This is a genomic window from Vagococcus coleopterorum (genome assembly GCF_011303955.1).
Taxonomy (GTDB): Bacteria; Bacillota; Bacilli; order Lactobacillales; family Vagococcaceae; genus Vagococcus_D; species Vagococcus_D coleopterorum.
In genome coordinates this window covers 220,919-240,549 of sequence record NZ_CP049886.1, presented here as the reverse complement: position 1 = coordinate 240,549, position 19,631 = coordinate 220,919, and the positions used below count along the sequence as shown (strand labels likewise).

Here is a 19,631-nt window from a genome sequence, read left to right as displayed (position 1 = left end):
AGGTGTTTTTTTGTTGTGTAATAGGTTCTTACAACAGGATTCTCCCACGGAACAAACTATATATGGTGTGTATTAATTAAAAAGTACACATATAACACATTATCTAGTTGTTAACTTCGTTGTTCTAGGTTAGAATAATAGAGAAAGCAAATGAAGGAGTGAACAAGGATGTCAAAGGATAAAATAGTAGCTTTTCCAACCCAATTAAACCGCATCCGCGTCATCAAACGTGATGGACGTGCTGTCGATTTTGATATGTCAAAAATTCATAATGCTTTAATCAAAGCAGATCAAAAAGAAGTAGCAGATGAGGAACGTATTTCACATCTAGTAGAATTAATTTCTGAAGAATTAACGTCTCGTTTTCACCAAGACGTTAAAATCTATGAAATTCAAAACGTCGTGGAACACATTCTACTACAAGAACATGAACTAGAATTAGCACAAGCGTATATTAATTATCGTACAAATCGTGACTTTGAACGGACGCAAGCGACAGATATTAATTACACAATTGGAAAATTATTAGCTAAAGATCAAACAGTAGTAAATGAAAATGCTAATAAAGATAGTGATGTTTTCAACACGCAACGAGATTTAACCGCAGGTATTGTGGGTAAATCAATTGGATTAAAAATGTTGCCGGAACATGTATCAAACGCTCATCAAAAAGGGGATATTCATTACCATGATTTAGATTATCACCCATATACACCAATGACTAACTGTTGTTTGATTGACTTTGAAAGCATGCTACGCGATGGTTTCAAAATTGGAAATGCAGAAGTTGAATCACCTAAATCGATTCAAACAGCTGCGGCACAAATTTCGCAAATTATTGCTAACGTGGCTTCAAGTCAATATGGTGGGTGTTCAGCAGATAGAATTGATGAATTATTAGCGCCTTATGCCGAAGAAAATTATCGCAAGCATCTGCGTGATGCTAAAAAATGGATTGATGATGAATCCAAGCATGATGATTATGCGAAAGAAAAAACACAAAAAGATATTTATGACTCAATGCAAAGTTTAGAGTATGAAATCAACACGCTATTTACATCAAATGGGCAAACACCGTTTACGTCATTTGGTTTTGGGTTAGGTGAAAGCTGGTTTGAACGAGAAATTCAAAAAGCTATTTTACAAATTAGAATCGAAGGATTAGGGCAAGAACATCGTACAGCCATTTTCCCCAAATTGATTTTCTCAATCAAAAAAGGCTTAAATTCACAGCCGGAAGATCCAAACTACGACGTGAAACAATTGGCGTTAGAATGTTCAACAAAACGCATGTATCCAGATGTTTTAAACTATGATAAAATTGTTGAATTAACGGGTAGTTTCAAAGCGCCAATGGGCTGCCGTTCGTTCTTACAAGGATGGCAGGATGAAAATGGAGTTGAAGTCAACTCGGGACGTATGAACTTAGGTGTGGTGACAATGAACTTGCCACGTATTGCTTTAGAAGCAAACGGCAGTATTGAAAAATTCTGGTATGGTTTAGCTGAACGCATGCAAATTGCTAAAGATGCCTTGGTCTACCGCGTCGAACGATGTAAAGAGGCTGCGCCGGAAAATGCTCCGATTCTTTATATGTATGGTGCATTTGGTGAACGATTAGCTAAAGGTGGCAACGTAGACGATTTATTTAAGAATAAACGTGCGACTGTTTCATTAGGGTATATTGGTTTATATGAAGTGGCGACTGCCTTTTACGGCGGAAACTGGGAATCTAAACCAGAAGCTAAGATGTTTACACTAGCGATTATGAATGAGTTGAAATCTGCAGTTGATGCGTGGAGTGATCAGTATGGCTACCATTTTAGTGTCTACTCAACACCAAGTGAGAGTTTAACAGATCGGTTCTGTCGTTTAGATAAAGAAAAATTTGGTTCGATTCAAGATATTACCGATAAAGATTATTATACTAACAGCTTCCATTATGATGTGCGCAAGAAACCAACACCATTTGAGAAGTTAGATTTTGAAAAAGATTATCCGGAATTTTGTTCAGGTGGGTTTATTCACTATTGTGAATATCCAGTCTTGCAACAAAACCCGAAAGCGTTAGAAGCAGTGTGGGATTATTCGTATGATAAAATCGGTTATTTAGGAACGAATGCCCCGATTGATCATTGCTACAAGTGCGGATTCGAGGGAGACTTCAATCCGACAGAACGCGGATTTGAATGTCCAAGTTGTGGGAATAACGATCCAAAAACCTGTGATGTGGTGAAGAGAACGTGTGGGTATTTAGGTAACCCACAAGCTCGTCCAATGGTCCATGGTCGTCATCAAGAAATTGCCTCAAGAGTGAAACATTTAAGAGATTAAAAGGTGAGCCTAGGCTCACCTTTTATTGCATAGGGGGTGCAGAAATGAGAAATCCTAAACCGAAAGAATGGTCTTCTACAGACTATTCAAAACATTTTTATGCAGACTATAAGCCCTTTAACTTTGTAGATGGAGAAGGTGTGCGTTGTAGTTTGTATGTTAGCGGCTGTTTATTTGCCTGTGAAGGCTGTTATAACAAAGCAATTCAAAATTTTTCCTACGGTCAACCATATACACGAGAATTGGAAGATCGGATTATAGATGATTTAGGTCAAGACTATGTCCAAGGGATGACATTACTTGGTGGAGAACCATTTTTAAATACAGAAGTTTGTTTATCTTTAGTTGATCGGATTCGTGCTGAATATGGTGAAACAAAAGATATTTGGTCTTGGTCGGGATACACGTTTGAAGAATTATTGAAAGAGAGTGACGATAAACTTGAGTTACTTTCTAAAATAGATATTTTAGTAGATGGTCGTTTTGAATTAAAACTACTTGATTTGAATTTACAATTTCGGGGCAGCAGTAATCAGCGGATTTTAGATGTAAAAAAATCGTTAGAAAAAAGGGAAGCTGTTATTTGGACTGGTTGTGTAGATGCCGATAAGAAGTTTGAAAAAATTAGAAAAGAAATATGATTAAACCTCGTCATGGCGAGGTTTTTTGTACATAATTATGAAAAATTTAATTTTCAAAAGGTAGTTTTATGGTATAATGTTTAAGAATATTGAAAAAATCGCTGATATTTCAGGAGGATATTATGTTTGAAAAACTAAGAGAAAAAGCGTTTGAAAATAATAGAAATTATTGGTTATTTTTTATAGGTCAAACAATTTTATATGCTATTATTTTTATTGTATTAATTTATTTATATAAATATCTACAGGTTAGTGGTGGAGATTTTATTTATAATGAATTTTAGTTAGGAGAGAGAATATGTCTAGAAATTTTATAATAAACCAAATAGATGAGTGGGCAAAGAAAGACCCTGAAAGAGTGTGTTTCAAAGATGGAGAAAGTAGTTATTCGTATAAACAATTAAAAAGAGATTCCGATACATTAGCAAATCACTTCATAAATTCGTTAGAAAAAAACGAACCTATATTAATTTTCGGAGGTATTTACTATGAAATGGTTGTTTCGTTTTTAGCTGCGATGAAAGCTGGACATCCATATATTCCTGTTGATAGTCAAACACCATTGGATCGTGTGGAGATGATTATATCTGTTGCAAAACCGAGTTGTATTATTGCTTGGGATGAATTGTCAATTGATACGACTACTAAATTTATTAATAGAGTTCAGGCAGAGTCTATTTTAAGAGATGATAAATCGATTGAATTAAAAAATGTTATTTCAGGTGATGATGTAATGTATATTATTTTCACATCTGGTACCACGGGTGTTCCTAAAGGTGTACAAATTACTTTTAATAATTTAACAGATCATTTGGACTGGTTAATGAATAATTTTGGGTTTGAAGAGGGCGATAAATTTTTAGCTCAAACATCGTATTCGTTTGATGTGTCAGTCATGATCACTTATCCATGCTTATTAAATGGTGGGGTGTTGAATCCCGTTTCCAAAGAATTAATTGGTAATTTTAATGATTTATTTATTGCGCTGAAAAAAATGGATTTGAACATTTGGATTTCGACGCCATCGTTTGTAGAAATTTGTTTGCTTGATCCAAATTTTAATGGCGATAATTACCCAAATTTAAAATCATTTATTTTAGCAGGTGAAGAATTAAAGCATTCTCTAGCAGAGACGCTAGTCAATCGTTTTCCAAATGCAGAAACTATAAATGCTTATGGACCAACTGAAGCGACAATTATTGTTACAAAAATGGTCATTACACCTGAATTGTTAGCTAAGAGTGAGCGTCTACCGATTGGTGAAATCAAAACAGGTACAGGAATGTACATCGTTGATGATGAAGGCAACAAGTTACCAGATGGTCAAGTTGGGGAACTAATTATTGATGGACCAACTATCTCTCCAGGGTATTTAAATAACCCTGAAAAAACAGCAGAAGCTTTCTTTGATATGGACGGGATCCCTTCTTACCATTCAGGAGATGCAGCTTATATTAAAGATGGTATCGTTTACTATCAAGGGCGTATTGATTTTCAAATTAAATTGCACGGGTATCGAATTGAGTTAGAAGATGTTGAGCATAATTTGAACAAAGTGAGCTATGTTAAAACTTGTACAGTTGTTCCAAAATATAAAGAGCATAAAGTACAGCAATTAGTGGCGTATGTTGTGGCTAACCCTCATGATTTTGAGAAAGATTTTAAACTATCAAAAGCGATTAAAGAAGAAATGAAACATCATGTGATGGATTACATGATTCCACAAAAATTCGTATATGTAGATGCACTACCTTTGACGCCAAATGGTAAGGTTGATCGTAAGAAGTTGATTGCTGAGGTGAATAACTAGTGTTAGATATGATTCGTCAATTTTTGAGTTATTTCCCATCTTATTCGCCTTACGAGAATCCCTCATACTTTATTTTGTTAGGAGTGGCGTTAATCCCTCTAGTTGTCCAACTGCTAAGAGGAAAAAGAATGATGTGGTACCAAAACATTCTTACCGTTTATTTTTTGATTATTAGTTTTGGTGGACCTAGTCTTAGATCAGCATTTGCATTGTGTTCATATATCCTTTGGCAAACAATTTTAGTTTACATTTATTTTAAATATAGACAAAAACGAAATAATACGGGAATTTTTTATGGCGCAGTTACGTTAGCCATTTTGCCATTATTTTTAGTGAAAATCATTCCGTTCATCAATAGCAGAACATGGTTTGAACCAGTGGTTAATAATCACCCTTCACTATTGTCGGTCCCCTCTTTTATTGGTTTTTTAGGAATTTCCTATTTGACATTTAAAGCGGTACAAATGGTAATGGAAATACGAGATGGTATTATCACGGAATATCATATTGGTCGTTATTTACAGTTTATGCTATTTTTCCCAACTATTTCATCAGGACCGATTGATCGTTATCGTCGCTTTGAAAGCGATTTGCTCAATGCCCCTGAAAAAAATGAATATGTTGATATGCTTTCAACAGGGATTCATAAGATTTTTATGGGATTTGTTTATAAATTTATATTGGCATATTTATTCGGCACCATCTTGTTACCCAAAATGTCTCATGCAGCGATTGCTGATGGCGGGATTTCCTGGGGATTGATTGGATATATGTATATTTATACATTCTACTTGTTTTTTGATTTTGCGGGTTACAGTCTATTTGCAATTGGAACAAGTAATATTATGGGATATAATACGCCTGAAAACTTTAACAAACCATTTTTAGCTAAAAATATTAAAGATTTTTGGGATCGCTGGCATATATCGCTTTCATCATGGTTTAGAGATTATATATACATGAGACTGATGTTTACCTTGCTAAAGAAAAAAGTTTTTAAAAGTCGAGTGGTAGCGTCTAATGTTGGGTACTTTGTCTTATTCCTAATTATGGCATTATGGCATGGATTAACGTGGTTTTACTTAGTCTATGGTTTGTATCATGCTACATTAGTTTGTGTGACCGACTGGTGGCTCCGTTTTAAACGAAAACATCGTAAAAAATTACCGAAGAATAAGTATACACACGCATTTGCAGTGGTATTGACTTTCCACGCAGTGGCGTTTGGATTATTATTATTTTCGGGATTTTTAGATACATTATTATTTAAATAAAAATAAAGGTGGAATTTATTATGGAAATTAAAGAAATCGTTTTAGATATTTTAGAAGATTTGACTGGAACAGATGAAGTGAGAGAAGATTTAAGCTTAGATTTATTCGAAGAAGGATTACTGGATTCGTTAGCAGTTGTTCAATTTTTAGTAGATATTGAAGAGAAAACTGGTAAACCAATGTTAGTGACAGAATTTCATAAAGAAGAATGGGCAACACCGCAAACTATCATTGATAAAGTAGTGGCGTTTCAGTAATGAGTAGAAATAAAAAAATCGTTTTAATTTTTGGACCGATTTGTTTCAGTCTGTTACTAGTTGTCCTAGTATTCTTAAGTGGAATAACCATTGGTATTAGTAATTCTGAAAAAGAATTTCAATCAACGGCTCGAAATACAAAGCAAGTTACTGGAGTGAATATTAGAAAAAACATACTCCAAGATGAAAAGTATGTGCCTGTTTATTCTTCATCGGAAATGGCAATTTTCGATGAATTTCATCCAAGTGTTTTAGCTGAAAAATATGATAGGGATTATCGTTTGCTTATTGCAGGGAAAGATGCTCAAGGAAGTTTAACTCATTTTTTAGAGATAAACAGTACACAGAACGAACATAAAAATAAGAAAATCATTTTAATTATATCTCCAAATTCCTTTGGAAATGTAGGTGGTATTTCTAATAAATACTACGGTAGGTATCATTCACCACTGCAAATATATTCTTGGTTAGATAGCTTAGTTAGCGTTTCAGATCGAGATGTTTATATTGCGAAGAGATTATTATCATATGATTTAGTTATGCAAGACTCTACGATTAAATTGATATTGGAAAATATTGCTTATAATAAAAAAATTAGTTCAAAAGATAAACTGGTTTCAAAACTACATAAAAATGTTTTGCTATCACAAGATTCTTTATATAGTTTAGTTGAAGAGAATAGGTTTAATAGCATGAATCTTGATGAATCAGATACTGTAAAAGGTATGAATAATTTTGAGTATGCTAGAAAATTCAAAATGAAAAAATTACCTGCTCAAGATGATTATGATGCATTGATGAATTTAGCATACGAAATTGGTGAAGAAGAGGGTAGCAATAATCCGTTTGGTTTTTTTGATGATAAATTTAAAAGAGACATAGGTAAAAAACTTCCAACTTACAAAAATTCTAGAGCAAATTATCAGTATACTAAGTCTCAAGAATATTCGGATTATGAGCTGTTGTTATCTGAAGTTGCAAGATTAAATATGGATCCGTTAATAATAATTGATCAAAATCAAAAAAAATGGAACGACTACACCGGTATTACATCCGACGAACAAACTAATGTAATAAAAAAATTAGAGTATCAACTAAAAAAACAAGGTTTTAATAATTATCACATAACGAAAAATACATATCCTTTTGGTTATGTTGATGGTGCCCATGTAGGACGACAAGGGTGGGTTGAACTGGATCAAATCATCAAAGAGTTTATGGCCCGCGATTATAAGGCACCAGAAGTAAAGATTGATGATTATTTCTTCTCGAAAGAATGGCAAATGTTTGATCCAAGCTCAAATTAGCTTTAGTAAAAAGTAATGGAGATGTTACATGGATTTCAATAAAAAAATTATTTTAAGTGTTGGGCCAATCGTTTTGGCGGGCTTGGTTGTAATTGCAAGTCTTTGTATACCAACCAAAGCTCCTGTCGTAAGCAAGGAGATGATATGTCAGTCAGCTACTGCTTTAGATAAAAAAGTATATACTGGGGAACTAGTTGTTAATCAAGCGCTATCTGATCCGAAATACATTCCGTTCATTGGCGCATCTGAACTGAGTCGTTTTGACATGTTCCATCCGAATGTATTAGCTGAGAAATATAGTCGAAACTATCGACCTTATTTATTGGGGCAGTCAGGTTCCTCTTTGCTTAATCAATACACGATGCTTAATTCGTTAAATAATGCTCCAGCATCAGGAAAAATTGTAGCTATTGTTGCATTATCTAGCTTTGAAGATAATGATTATCAAAATGATAATTTTGTCAATTCATACTCTGAATTGCAAACGATGAAATGGTTATCTAGTCTTGAAAAGGTAACAGAAGAAGATAAAATTTTTGCAGATAACTTACTACAAATGCCAGGATCTATTATTAGTCCCGTTTTTAATCAGGCGCTGAAGAAAGTTTCAAATGGTGAAAAACCAAATGATTTCCATAGACTAGTCTCTAAAATGAAGTATTACTTTGATAAAAATATTGAGACTCGCTTTGGTGTGAAAGTGGATGACAATCCAAAACACAAAAAATCTAAGATGTATATTTACAATAATGGTATTGCAGAAAATTTGAATAGTTTGCCTGACACTTATGATGAAGAAACCCTGTTTAAGTTATCAGAAAAAATTGGGAAAAAATACAGTTCTAATAATAAAGTAGGTTATTACAATCCATTTTATAAAATGAATATTAAAAATAAACCACATAAATTCAATCAAATGAGTGGTAAGTATAAAGATCGTTATCACGGTATTTCAAAAGGTTTTGCAGATTTCGAACTGCTTCTATCTGAAATTGCAGAACGTAAGTTAGATGCGTACTTTATCTTGCCAACAATGCATCCAGAGTGGCTTAAACATACTGGCTTGCCGAAGAAAAGTATTGACGATTTAAACGCTAAGCTAACAGAGCAATTAACTAGCCAAGGATTCAATAATATTTTAGATATGAACCAGTTGTCGGGTGATTACTTGATGCAAGATCCACTTCATATTGGTTGGCGAGGTTGGATGGAATTAGATAAAGCTATCAAACCATTCTTAGAAGGACCAAAAAATCCTAACCTAGACTATCAATTAAATGATAAATTTTATTCAGACGAATGGAAAAATTATCGACCTTAAAACACTCAAATTGTTGGGTGTTTTTTTATTGGAATTTTATTAAAGTCTGTCGATGTTAATTAAAAAGTGTTATAATGAAACCGTTATCAAATATGAGGATGAGGTGAAAAGTATGGATAAAAAAGAAGAACTATTTTTAAAAGAGTTGACTGATGCCCGTGCTGTTCCAGGTAATGAGGATGAAGTCCGTGACCTATTTAAAAAATATGCGGAACCACATGCAGATAAAATGATGTTTGATGGTCTAGGTAGTGTTGTAGCTAGACATGATGGTGATAAAGAGGGCCCACGTGTATTGATTATGGGACATATGGATGAAGTTGGTTTTATGGTGACGCAAATCACTGAAAAAGGCTTCTTAAAATTCCAAAACTTAGGTGGCTGGTGGAGTCAAGTCTTACTTGCCCAACAAGTTGTCATTAAAACAAGTGAAGGAAAATTATTCCACGGTGTGATTGGTTGCAAACCACCACATGTTTTATCAGCTGATGTTCGTAACAAACCTTATGATCGCGATGAAATGTTTATTGACATCGGTGCGACGAGTGATGAAGAAGTAAAATCATGGGGGATTCGCCCAGGAGATATGGTGACACCACATACGGAATTCCGTCGTTTAAATGATTCTAAATACATGATGGCGAAAGCATGGGATAATCGTATTGGTACGGCTGTGTCATTAAAAGTCTTAGAAACGTTAGCTACTGAAGGGCACCCAAATATCTTGTTTGCAGGTAGTAACACTCAAGAAGAAGTTGGTCTACGTGGAGCTAAAACAAGCACACACTTAACGAAACCGGATATTGCGTTTGCGCTTGATACTGGTACAGCTGGTGATACTCCAGGTATGACAGCTAAAGAATCGACGTCTATTTTAGGTGAAGGCCCACAAATTATTATTTATGATGCCTCAATGATTCCTCATAAAAAATTACGTGATTTTGTATTAGAAGTCGCTGATGAGTTAGAGATTCCTTATCAATTAGAAGTAATTGCAGGTGGCGGAACAGATGCCGGTAGCCAACATGTTTCAAATGATGGTGTGCCAGCTTTAGCCATTACAGTTGCAACTCGTTACTTACACTCACATACATCTGTTATTCACGAGGATGATTATTTGAATACTGTTAAATTGGTTACAGAAGTAGTTCGTCGTTTAGACAAAGACACTGTTGCAAAATTAACAGCTTATTAAGAATGAAAAAGCTGATAAACAACATTGTTTATGAGCTTTTTTGTTTAAATGTGACTCTTTTAAGAGTAAACTAAAGGGGTAATATCAGTAGCTATTTTGAGGGGGAATTTAAATGTTATTTGTACCAAATGAAGAAAATGATCCGCGTGTGAATTTAGCAATTGAAACTTATCTCATGAAGGAAGTTCCAGTAACGGAACCGATTTTACTTTTTTATATTAATGAACCATCAATTATTATTGGTCGTAATCAAAATACGATTGAAGAAATTAATAAAGACTATGTTGAAGAAAAAGGCATCCACGTCGTTCGTCGGTTAAGTGGGGGCGGGGCCGTTTACCATGATCACGGTAATTTAAACTTCAGCTTTATCATGCCAGATGATGGCGAATCATTCCGTGACTTTGCAAAAGTGACGCAACCGATTATCTCTGCCTTACATGATATGGGCGTTGAAGGAGCTGAATTAAAAGGGCGTAATGACTTGGTTATTGGCGATAAAAAATTCTCAGGCAATGCTATGTATGCAACAAATGGCCGGATGTTTGCTCATGGCACAATCATGTTTGATAGTGATGTTAATGAAGTAGTTAATGCCTTGAAAGTTCGTAAAGACAAGATTGAATCGAAAGGTATTAAATCAATTCGGTCACGCGTCACAAATATCAAACCGTTCCTTTCTGAAGAAAATCAAGAAATGACAACGATTGATTTCAGAGAAGCTATTTTATTGAAAATATTCGGGGTAGAATCACGTGAAGAAATTGAAACTTACGAATTAACGCAAGCTGATTGGAAACGAATCAATGAGATTTCAGATGAGTATTATCGCAACTGGGATTGGAACTATGGTCGTTCGCCAGAGTTTGATTTAGTTCGCCGTGAACGTTTTAAAATTGGTTCAGTTGAAGCAAAAATGAATGTGGCTGGTGGAACAATTAATACAATCAGAGTCTTTGGAGATTTCTTTGGTCTTGGTGAAATTTCTGATGTTGAAGAAATTCTAACAGGTATTAAGTACGATAAAGCAGCTATTAACGAAGCGGTTGAAAAAATTGATATTAAAAAATATTTTGGTGATATCACAACGGCAGATTTAGTTAACCTTTTATATTAAGCGCGTGTGTCCCTTGAGAGGCAACTCTTAGGCAAAAATATAACTATATTTTAGGAGGAAAGAACAATGAATCAAGAACGTTTAGCAAAAGTATTAGCGGAAATGAAGAAACAAGAAGTGCCACAATTATTAATTTCAGATCCAACTACGATTTTTTATCTAACAGGTAAAATGATTCACCCAGCAGAACGTATTTTAGTATTGATCCTAAAAGAAACAGGCGACCATGTGATGGTTGTAGCCAAAATTTTCCCAGTAGCAGATGATATGGGAATTGAGCTTGATTTTGTCGAAGATACAGAAGATGGTGTAGCTCATGTTTTATCACATTTGGATCCTAAACAACGTATCGGAATTGATAAAAACTGGCCTTCACACTTCTTATTACGTTTAATGAAAATGAGTGGAGCGACAGATTTTGTGAATGGTTCATCAATCACTGATGATGTTCGCGCAATTAAGAGTGAAGAAGAGATTGAATTAATGAGACAAGCTTCTGCTTCTAATGATGAAGCGATGGCACGTTTACAAGCGTTAATCCCACAAGAGTTAAATGAATTAGAAATGACTGAAAAGTTATTAGAGTTCTACCGTGACTTAGGTAACTCAGGCACATCATTTGATCCGATTGTTGCCTATGGTGCCAATGGAGCAGACCCTCACCATGCGACAGATACATCGGTTGTTAAAGAAGGGGATAGCATTATTCTGGATATTGGTGGCGTGAAAAATGGCTACTGTTCAGACATGACGCGGACAGTTTTCTATAAATCAGTTTCAGATAAGAGTCGTGAAGTTTTTGAAACAGTTTTAGAAGCTAACAAACGTGCCATTGAGAAAGTGAAACCAGGAGTTAAAATCAGTGAAATTGATGATGCAGCCCGTGAGTATATCACTGAAAAAGGCTACGGTGAATACTTTACTCACAGAACAGGCCACTTTATTGGGATCGAATGTCACGAAGCAGGTGATGTATCAGGAACAAATGATACAATTGCTAAACCGGGCATGATTTTCTCTGTAGAACCAGGTATCTACATTCCAGGTGAAGTCGGGGTTAGAATTGAAGATTTAATCGTTGTGACTGAAGATGGTTATGAAAACTTAAACCACCATCCAAAAGAATTAAAAATTATTGGATAATAAAAAAGCCATTAGCTAAATGCTAATGGCTTTTTAGATTGGCTTATTTAATTTCTGATGATTCAGTGATCAAGTGAGTAACAATCCCGTATTCAATAGCTTCGTCAGCGCTTAGCCAGAAGTTTCGGTCAGTATCAATGGCAACTTTTTCGTAGCTATTACCGGTTGCAGCCGCGATTAAACGGTTAATACGTTCGCGCATACGAATAATTTCTTGAGCTTCGATTTGAATCTCAGTACTTTGTCCTTGGACACCGCCTGCTGGTTGGTGAATCATGTAACGAGTGTTTGGTAAGCTGTAGCGGTTCTCCGGCTTAGCAGCTAAGTAAATCGTAATTCCGGCACTAGCAACCCAGCCAGTACCAATGATTTTAACTTCAGGCTTAATAAATTTAATCATATCATGAATTGTATCGCCTGCTTCAACGTGACCACCTTGGCTGTTGATGAAGAGTGTGATTGGTTCATCACTTAATGAAGCTAATAAAAGCAATTGACTTGATACTTCTTCTGCTAGTTCTTGGTCGATACCGCCGTAAATTAAGATCGTGCGATTTTCAATCATTTTACGAATTAAAAGTTCTTTAGTGTCTTTAGTTTTTTCTGTCATGGTTGTTTCCTCCGATTTTTAAGTAATTATTGAGATAAACGTCCTTTTCTTCCTAAGCCCATTCCATTACGCATTTTTTGCAGGGTCTTCTTAGCGACTTTATTAGCATCAATTGCGCCTTTGTCAAGAATGTTTTGTAATTCTTCTGATTTTAAAAGTTCTTGATAACGAGTTTGAATTGGCTCTAAAACAGCAACAACGGCTTCACCTAAATCAGTCTTAAAGGTTCCGTAGCCGCTATCTTTATAACGTTCGACTAAATCAGCGATTGGTTGGCCAGTCATCGCTGAGAAGATTGTTAATAAGTTAGAGATGCCAGGTTTATTTTCAACGTCATATTCAATCACACCGCTAGAGTCGGTTACAGCTGATTTGATTTTTTTACGAATGACATTTGGTTCATCTAGCATTGAGATAAATCCTTTGGCATTAGTATCAGACTTACTCATCTTACTTGTTGGATCTTGTAGACTCATAATACGAGCACCTTGTTTGGGGATTTTAACTTCAGGTTTAGTTAAAATTGGTTGGTCAGGTGTGCCGTAACGAGAGTTGAAACGATCCACAAAATCACGAGTTAATTCTAAGTGTTGTTTTTGGTCTTCTCCTACAGGCACCAAGTTAGCGTTGTATAAAATAATATCGGCTACCATTAACGGTGGATAAGTAAGTAGTGCCGCGCTAATCCCAGATTGGTTATTTTTTTGAGATTTATCTTTAAATTGTGTCATGCGTTCAAGCTCACCAATAGTTGTGTTACATTGAACCATCCAAGCTGCTTCGGCATGAGCCGCAACTTCAGACTGGATGAAAATCGTTGCTTTTTCAGGGTTTAAACCGATTGCTACATATAGTGCCGCTAATCCTAATGTTTGCTCCCGGAGTTTTAAACGGTCTTGAGGGACCGTAATGGCATGTTCATCTACAATACAGAAGAAACAATTATAATCATCTTGTAAATTGATGAATTGCTGCATAGCGCCAATATAATTACCAATGGTGGGGATACCACTAGGTTGAATTCCAGAAAAAATAGTTTCCATAGTTTAACTTCCTCACGTATAAGATTCTTAAAGCCTATTATACGGCAAAAAAAAGAAAAAGTGTAGGTTAATGTCTGGCTATAAAATAACAAAATTCCCAGTTGTTCGAACGTGTATATAAAGCGGTTTATGAACATTAGATATTAGTGAGGTTTGAAGATTTTGTGAACTTTATTAAATTTGTAATAAGAGTTTAAAATGTTGATATAAAAGCGTTTTTAAATTAGAATTATTCTCATAAAAGGTAGTATTTATTACTTTGATATTGTATAATATAGACAGAGGTAAAAAGAACATACTTATTGCAAACGCACAAAGGAGTGACGCAAATGTTAACATTATATACTTCTCCAAGTTGTACATCATGCCGTAAAGCTAGAGCCTGGTTGGTGGATCAAGAAATTCCGTTTAAAGAACGTAATATCTTCTCTGAACCACTAAACATTGATGAGCTTCGTGAAATTCTTCGAATGACTGAAGATGGTACGGAAGAAATCATTTCAACTCGTTCAAAAGTGTTCCGTAAATTAGATATGGATTTAGATGATCTACCTCTACAAGAATTATTAAAACTTGTTCAAGAAAATCCTGGCTTATTACGCCGCCCAATTATGATTGACGAAAAACGTCTTCAAGTTGGTTTTAACGAAGATGAAATTCGCCGCTTCTTACCGAGAGAAGTTCGTGCATTAGAGTTACGACAAGCCCAATTAATGGCTGGACTATAGAAGAATACAGAAAACCTATCTCTTTAAGAGGTAGGTTTTTTTGTAGGGTGTTTTACTTTACTTTTGGGTACTATCAGCTACAATAGTCTTATAAGGAGAAGTTGTTTTCTCCATCAAATTCGGAAAGAGGTGAAGTTACTATGGAAATGGAACGAATCAATGAAAATACGATCCGTGTCTTGATTGAAAATGAAGATTTAGCTGAACGTGGCATTACTTTTTTAGATTTATTAGGTAATCACAAGCAAATTGAATCATTCTTTTACAGTATTTTAGAAGAAGTCGATGTGGAAGAACAATTTCAAGAAACGGAAGCCGTTACTTTCCAAGTGCTTCCAAATCGAAATGGTATCGAGTTGTTTATCAGTAAAAATATGATGCTAGGTGATGATGCTGATTTGCCAGAATTATCTGATTTGATTAACCAAGATAGTTTTGGGGATTTCTTGAAAAATCAACTGGATAGCGGAGCTGATTTAGCTATTGAAAACACGATTGAATTAAAAGTGGATAATTCACTTGAGGAAGTTCGCATTCGCGAAACCAATCCAACTTTGGACTATGTCGTTAAATTTGAAGATTTTGATGACTTAGTCACGCTATCTACAGCAAGTAAATTTGAGCTAGTACAAACAAATTTATACAGTTTAGCTAGTGAGTCTAAAGCATACTATTTGCACTTAAGTTTCCCGGTTGAAGATATGACGGAAGAACAAGTCAATGATGATTTATCATTAGTTTTAGAGTTTGGAACACTTTCAAATGTGACGCCAGAAGTGTTAGGTGAGTATGGTCGTCTAATCATGGAACGTAGTGCATTAGAACAAGTGAAACATTATTTTAAAAAATAAAAAACCTTAAGCATGGTCTTAAGGTTTTTATTGTGGAGGTAAAGAGATGTACAAAGCAATTTTATTTGATGTGGACGATACGTTATTAGATTTTAAAAAAGGGCAACATCATGCCCTAGAAAAACTCTTTGCCGATCAAGGAGTTGTTTTTACTTCGGAATTAAAGGAAGTCTATCAAGAAAAAAATCATCAATTATGGTCAGCTTTAGAGGCTGGCAAAATATCAAGAAATGATGTTTTAGGCGGGCGTTTTGAGTCGATTTTTGATTACCTTGGGATGAAAAAAGATGGTTTGGAAATGGATCAGCTTTTTCGTCAATATCTAAACCAAGAAGCCGAGTACTTACCTGGAGCTGAAAAAGTATTAGCAACCTTACAGGATAAGTATGAGTTATATATTGTCACGAATGGTGTTGCTGATACGCAAAAAAGTCGCTTAACTAAGGCGGGGATGTATCCTTACGTTAAGGATGTTTTTATTTCAGAAGAAACAGGTTATCAAAAACCTATGACAGAGTTTTTTGATTATGTCTTTGATAGGGTACCTCATGTTAAACCAAGCGAGTGCTTGATTGTTGGAGATTCTCTATCAGCAGATATTAAAGGTGGTCTGCTATATGGAATTGATACGTGTTGGTTGAATCCTGACCAAAAAGTAAATACACTATCGCAAGAGCCGACTTATCAAATCAGAGATATTTCAGAAGTTTTGACTATTTTAGATAAATAAAAAAAGCTAACCAAATTGGTTAGCTTTTTAATTTTACATGCCGATTGTGTAATCGTCTTCTTGCATTGCTTCCACGCTACCTAGTAGGTAACCATTTCCGACTTGTGAGAAGAAATCGTGATTACTTGTACCAGTTGATAAACCATTCATGACGATTGGGTTAACATCGTTGGCGGTATCCGGGAATAAAGGCTCAACACCTAAGTTCATTAGGGCTTTATTAGCATTGTAACGTAGGAAAGTTTTCACTTCTTCGTCCCAACCTAGTTCACCATAAAGTAAATCAGTGTAGCCTTCTTCATTTTCGTATAATTCGAATAATAAAGCGTACATCCAATCTTTCATTTCTTCTTGTTCTTCTTCTGATAATTCGTTGAAACCTAATTGGAATTTATAGCCAATATAAGTTCCGTGAACTGATTCATCGCGGATGATTAATTTAATAATCTCAGCCACGTTTGCTAGTTTATTATTACCTAAGTAATAAAGAGGAGCAAAGAATCCTGAGTAGAATAAGAATGTTTCAGCGTAAACGCTGGCTACTTTTTTCTGTAAAGGTGTCCCATCTTTGTAAATTTCGTTAATAATTTTAGCTTTCTTCTGTAAGAATTCATTAGTATTTGTCCACTCGAAGATTTCTTCAATTTCAGCTTTTGTGTTTAATGTACTAAAGATTGATGAATAACTTTTAGCATGAACTGATTCCATGAATTGAATGTTATTGATAACCGCTTCTTCGTGAGGTGTACGAGCATCAGGACGAATGGCATCAATAGCAGATTCAGATTGGATTGTATCCAGTAGTGTTAAACCACCGAATACATAACCGACTGTTTGTTTTTCTAGGTCAGATAAAGAACGCCAGTCATCTAAATCGTTAGATAACGGAATACGAGTGTCTAACCAAAACTGTTCTGTTAGTTTTTCCCAAGTTGATTTATCAATCATATCTTCAATACTATTCCAGTTTATGGCTTCATAGTAAGTTTTACTCATTTTTAACGTTCCTCCCTAAATAACACAGCTTTCACAAGAGTTACTACCGATTTCTTCATCGTCATCTGTAAAGGTACGGATGTAGTAAATCGATTTTACACCTTTGTGGAAAGCATAGTGACGTAAAATGTTTAGGTCACGTGTTGTTTGTTTTGTTGTTTCAGTTTTCCATTCATATAAACCTTCAGGAATATCAGAACGCATAAATAATGTTAAGCTCATTCCTTGGTCAATATGTTGTTGTGCTGTAGCATAAACATCAATGACTTTACGCATATCCATATCATAAGCTGATTTGTAGAAAGGCATCGTCTCGTTGTTTAAATATGGCGCTGGGTAATAAATTTTACCAATTTTCTTCTCTTGACGTTCTTCGATTAAACGCGTAATTGGGTGGATACTTGCACTTGTGTCATTGATGTAAGAAATTGATCCATTTGGAGCAACAGCTAAACGGTTTTGGTGGTACAAACCATCTTTGGCAACGGCATCACGTAAGTTTTTCCAATCTTCTTGTGTTGGCACGGAGATGTCTTTGAATAAATCTTTGACTTTATCAAATTGCGGTTGGAAATCACCTTCGATATATTTATCGAAATAAGTTCCATTAGCGTAATCCGATTTTTCAAAGTTATTGAAAGTTGTTTGACGTTCTTTAGCCATATTGTTACTTTCAACTAAAGTCCAGTAGTTTAATAACATGAAATAGATGTTAGTGAAGTCAATTGACTCTTCTGAACCGTATTCCATTTGGTTTTTAGCAAAGTAAGAATGTAACCCCATAGCACCTAAACCGATTGTGTGGTTTAAGTCATTACCGTTTTTAATAGAAGGGACAACATCAATGCTTGAAGCATCTGTGACAAATGTTAAAGCACGCGTCATTGTGCGAACTGATTTACCAAAGTCGGTACTGTTCATCAAGTTTGGGATATTAGTTGAACCAAGGTTACAACTAATATCTGTTCCTAAAACATCATAGCCTTGCGTGTCATTAATAACAGATGGCTCTTGAATTTGTAGGATTTCAGAACATAAGTTACTCATGATGATTTTGCCATCAACAGGATTTTGGCGGTTAGCTTCATCGATGTTAATGATGTATGGATAACCTGATTCTTGTTGTAATTTACTAATTTCATTTTCTAAATCACGGGCTTTAATTTTTGTTTTACGAATCTTATCATTAGCAACTAAGTTATCGTATTCAGCTGTGATATCGATATAAGAGAATGGCACGCCATATTCTTTTTCAACACTATATGGGCTGAATAAGTACATATCTTCGTTGTTACGAGCTAATTCATAAAATTTATCAGGAACGTTTAATCCTAAAGAAAGAGTTTTAACACGGATTTTTTCATCAGCGTTTTCTTTCTTAGTTGATAGGAACATTTCGATATCTGGGTGGAAGACGTTTAAGTAAACAACACCAGCACCTTGACGTTGACCTAATTGGTTACTGTAGCTAAAGCTATCTTCGAATAATTTCATAACTGGAACAACACCGCTGGCTGCACCTTCGTATCCTTTGATAGGGGCACCGGCTTCACGCAAGTTGTTTAATGAAATCCCAACACCACCACCGATACGTGATAATTGTAGGGCACTATTGATAGCGCGTCCGATACTGTTCATGTCATCAGTTACTTGTAATAAGAAACATGATACTAATTCTCCACGGCGTTTACGACCAGCGTTTAAGAATGAAGGAGTAGCTGGTTGATAACGTTGGTGAATCATTTCGTCAGCAATTGCTAAAGCTAGTTCTTCATTACCGTCAGCGAAGTAAAGCGCGTTGAAAGCGACACGATCTTCGTAACGTTCTAAGTACATTGTACCCTCGTTATTTTTAAGAGCATATTGTGAATAGAATTTATACGCTGCCATAAATGATTTAAATTGGAAGTTTTGCTCAGCTAAGAACGTATATAACTCATCGATAAAGGTCATTGAATATTTACCAATGAATTCTGTCTCGATAAAATCATGTTCCATTAAATAGTTGATTTTTTCTTCTGTTGAAGCAAATGTCATCGTACATGGTTCAACGTTTTCTTTAAAGAAGGCATCTAAAGCTTCTTTATCTTTGTGCAATGGAATTTGACCATCGATTGGACGGTTGATTTCATTGTTAAGTTTGAAATAACTAACATCTGTTAAATTTTTTAAACTCACGTCTAGTCCCTACTTTCTATTGTTAATATGCTCTAAGAGCTAAGAAAAATCGTTCACTACCTAGGAGTGATGTACGGGTCCGAAGTAGGAACGATT

The 19,631-nt window shown here is 35.1% G+C and carries 18 protein-coding genes; 14 read left to right on the top strand and 4 right to left on the bottom strand.

What is annotated here, in order from left to right:
• The first annotated feature begins 168 nt into the window (after positions 1-168).
• From nrdD to G7081_RS01095, 11 genes are all read left to right on the top strand, one after another.
• Positions 169-2,334: an anaerobic ribonucleoside-triphosphate reductase gene (nrdD, locus tag G7081_RS01145; protein ID WP_166006635.1), complete on the top strand. Its 2,166-nt coding sequence runs from the start codon at positions 169-171 to the stop codon at positions 2,332-2,334.
• 44 nt (positions 2,335-2,378) lie between these two features.
• Positions 2,379-2,975 carry an anaerobic ribonucleoside-triphosphate reductase activating protein gene (gene nrdG / locus G7081_RS01140; RefSeq protein ID WP_166006633.1) on the top strand — a complete coding sequence of 199 codons (597 nt, stop codon included), beginning with the start codon at positions 2,379-2,381 and terminating at the stop codon, positions 2,973-2,975.
• A 122-nt stretch (positions 2,976-3,097) separates the two neighbouring features.
• On the top strand, positions 3,098-3,259 hold the full coding sequence (locus tag G7081_RS01135) for a teichoic acid D-Ala incorporation-associated protein DltX (protein WP_166006631.1): 162 nt from the start codon (positions 3,098-3,100) through the stop codon (positions 3,257-3,259).
• Positions 3,260-3,273: 14 nt separating this feature from the next.
• A complete protein-coding gene (dltA, locus tag G7081_RS01130) occupies positions 3,274-4,785 on the top strand; it encodes a D-alanine--poly(phosphoribitol) ligase subunit DltA (RefSeq protein WP_166006629.1) in 1,512 nt (503 codons plus the stop codon).
• Between the two features lie 8 nt (positions 4,786-4,793).
• On the top strand, positions 4,794-6,059 hold the full coding sequence (gene dltB / locus G7081_RS01125; protein WP_166008359.1) for a D-alanyl-lipoteichoic acid biosynthesis protein DltB: 1,266 nt from the start codon (positions 4,794-4,796) through the stop codon (positions 6,057-6,059).
• A gap of 20 nt (positions 6,060-6,079) precedes the next feature.
• A complete protein-coding gene (gene dltC, locus G7081_RS01120; protein ID WP_202982268.1) occupies positions 6,080-6,316 on the top strand; it encodes a D-alanine--poly(phosphoribitol) ligase subunit DltC in 237 nt (78 codons plus the stop codon).
• Positions 6,316-7,623 carry a D-alanyl-lipoteichoic acid biosynthesis protein DltD gene (dltD, locus tag G7081_RS01115; protein WP_166006627.1) on the top strand — a complete coding sequence of 436 codons (1,308 nt, stop codon included), beginning with the start codon at positions 6,316-6,318 and terminating at the stop codon, positions 7,621-7,623. The genes dltC and dltD (G7081_RS01115) overlap by 1 nt, the downstream gene beginning before the upstream one ends.
• A 28-nt stretch (positions 7,624-7,651) precedes the next feature.
• Positions 7,652-8,944, top strand: a complete 1,293-nt coding sequence (dltD, locus tag G7081_RS01110) for a D-alanyl-lipoteichoic acid biosynthesis protein DltD (RefSeq protein ID WP_166006625.1) — start codon at positions 7,652-7,654, stop codon at positions 8,942-8,944.
• Between the two features lie 112 nt (positions 8,945-9,056).
• Complete coding sequence (locus G7081_RS01105; RefSeq protein WP_166008357.1) at positions 9,057-10,139, top strand: M42 family metallopeptidase; 1,083 nt, start codon at positions 9,057-9,059, stop codon at positions 10,137-10,139.
• A gap of 112 nt (positions 10,140-10,251) precedes the next feature.
• Positions 10,252-11,256, top strand: coding sequence for a lipoate--protein ligase (locus G7081_RS01100; RefSeq protein ID WP_166006622.1), 1,005 nt, complete (start codon positions 10,252-10,254; stop codon positions 11,254-11,256).
• Between the two features lie 66 nt (positions 11,257-11,322).
• A complete protein-coding gene (locus tag G7081_RS01095; protein WP_166006620.1) occupies positions 11,323-12,399 on the top strand; it encodes a M24 family metallopeptidase in 1,077 nt (358 codons plus the stop codon).
• A 43-nt stretch (positions 12,400-12,442) separates the two neighbouring features.
• Here the strand turns inward: G7081_RS01095 and G7081_RS01090 are convergent, their stop codons facing one another.
• Both G7081_RS01090 and trpS read right to left on the bottom strand, forming a co-directional pair.
• Entirely contained in the window at positions 12,443-13,009 is a 567-nt protein-coding gene (locus tag G7081_RS01090) for an ATP-dependent Clp protease proteolytic subunit (RefSeq protein WP_166006618.1), read from the bottom strand.
• A 26-nt stretch (positions 13,010-13,035) separates the two neighbouring features.
• A complete protein-coding gene (gene trpS, locus G7081_RS01085; RefSeq protein ID WP_166006616.1) occupies positions 13,036-14,052 on the bottom strand; it encodes a tryptophan--tRNA ligase in 1,017 nt (338 codons plus the stop codon).
• A gap of 329 nt (positions 14,053-14,381) precedes the next feature.
• Here trpS and spxA point away from each other — a divergent pair, with 329 nt between their 5' ends.
• The 3 genes from spxA (at position 14,382) to G7081_RS01070 (ending at position 16,361) form a co-directional block, all read left to right on the top strand.
• Positions 14,382-14,780 carry a transcriptional regulator SpxA gene (spxA, locus tag G7081_RS01080; RefSeq protein ID WP_166006614.1) on the top strand — a complete coding sequence of 133 codons (399 nt, stop codon included), beginning with the start codon at positions 14,382-14,384 and terminating at the stop codon, positions 14,778-14,780.
• Between the two features lie 140 nt (positions 14,781-14,920).
• Complete coding sequence (locus G7081_RS01075) at positions 14,921-15,631, top strand: adaptor protein MecA (protein ID WP_166006612.1); 711 nt, start codon at positions 14,921-14,923, stop codon at positions 15,629-15,631.
• 46 nt (positions 15,632-15,677) lie between these two features.
• On the top strand, positions 15,678-16,361 hold the full coding sequence (locus tag G7081_RS01070; RefSeq protein WP_166006610.1) for a YjjG family noncanonical pyrimidine nucleotidase: 684 nt from the start codon (positions 15,678-15,680) through the stop codon (positions 16,359-16,361).
• A 33-nt stretch (positions 16,362-16,394) separates the two neighbouring features.
• On the opposite strand, the gene nrdF is transcribed toward G7081_RS01070, so the two are convergent.
• Both nrdF and nrdE read right to left on the bottom strand, forming a co-directional pair.
• Positions 16,395-17,357 carry a class 1b ribonucleoside-diphosphate reductase subunit beta gene (nrdF, locus tag G7081_RS01065; RefSeq protein WP_166006608.1) on the bottom strand — a complete coding sequence of 321 codons (963 nt, stop codon included), beginning with the start codon at positions 17,355-17,357 and terminating at the stop codon, positions 16,395-16,397.
• A 15-nt stretch (positions 17,358-17,372) separates the two neighbouring features.
• Positions 17,373-19,535: a class 1b ribonucleoside-diphosphate reductase subunit alpha gene (nrdE, locus tag G7081_RS01060; protein ID WP_166006606.1), complete on the bottom strand. Its 2,163-nt coding sequence runs from the start codon at positions 19,533-19,535 to the stop codon at positions 17,373-17,375.
• Positions 19,536-19,631 lie beyond the last annotated feature (96 nt).

Bases quoted from the DNA above. Each gene is read 5' to 3' on its own strand.
- nrdG (WP_166006633.1), top strand. From the start codon at position 2,379: ATGAGAAATCCTAAACCGAAAGAATGGTCTTCTACAGACTATTCAAAA.
- trpS (WP_166006616.1), bottom strand. From the start codon at position 14,052: ATGGAAACTATTTTTTCTGGAATTCAACCTAGTGGTATCCCCACCATT.
- dltD (WP_166006625.1), top strand. From the start codon at position 7,652: ATGGATTTCAATAAAAAAATTATTTTAAGTGTTGGGCCAATCGTTTTG.
- G7081_RS01075 (WP_166006612.1), top strand. From the start codon at position 14,921: ATGGAAATGGAACGAATCAATGAAAATACGATCCGTGTCTTGATTGAA.
- spxA (WP_166006614.1), top strand. From the start codon at position 14,382: ATGTTAACATTATATACTTCTCCAAGTTGTACATCATGCCGTAAAGCT.
- G7081_RS01100 (WP_166006622.1), top strand. From the start codon at position 10,252: ATGTTATTTGTACCAAATGAAGAAAATGATCCGCGTGTGAATTTAGCA.
- nrdF (WP_166006608.1), bottom strand. From the start codon at position 17,357: ATGAGTAAAACTTACTATGAAGCCATAAACTGGAATAGTATTGAAGAT.
- G7081_RS01070 (WP_166006610.1), top strand. From the start codon at position 15,678: ATGTACAAAGCAATTTTATTTGATGTGGACGATACGTTATTAGATTTT.
- G7081_RS01105 (WP_166008357.1), top strand. From the start codon at position 9,057: ATGGATAAAAAAGAAGAACTATTTTTAAAAGAGTTGACTGATGCCCGT.
- dltD (WP_166006627.1), top strand. From the start codon at position 6,316: ATGAGTAGAAATAAAAAAATCGTTTTAATTTTTGGACCGATTTGTTTC.
- G7081_RS01095 (WP_166006620.1), top strand. From the start codon at position 11,323: ATGAATCAAGAACGTTTAGCAAAAGTATTAGCGGAAATGAAGAAACAA.
- G7081_RS01090 (WP_166006618.1), bottom strand. From the start codon at position 13,009: ATGACAGAAAAAACTAAAGACACTAAAGAACTTTTAATTCGTAAAATG.
- dltB (WP_166008359.1), top strand. From the start codon at position 4,794: ATGATTCGTCAATTTTTGAGTTATTTCCCATCTTATTCGCCTTACGAG.
- nrdD (WP_166006635.1), top strand. From the start codon at position 169: ATGTCAAAGGATAAAATAGTAGCTTTTCCAACCCAATTAAACCGCATC.
- G7081_RS01135 (WP_166006631.1), top strand. From the start codon at position 3,098: ATGTTTGAAAAACTAAGAGAAAAAGCGTTTGAAAATAATAGAAATTAT.
- dltC (WP_202982268.1), top strand. From the start codon at position 6,080: ATGGAAATTAAAGAAATCGTTTTAGATATTTTAGAAGATTTGACTGGA.
- dltA (WP_166006629.1), top strand. From the start codon at position 3,274: ATGTCTAGAAATTTTATAATAAACCAAATAGATGAGTGGGCAAAGAAA.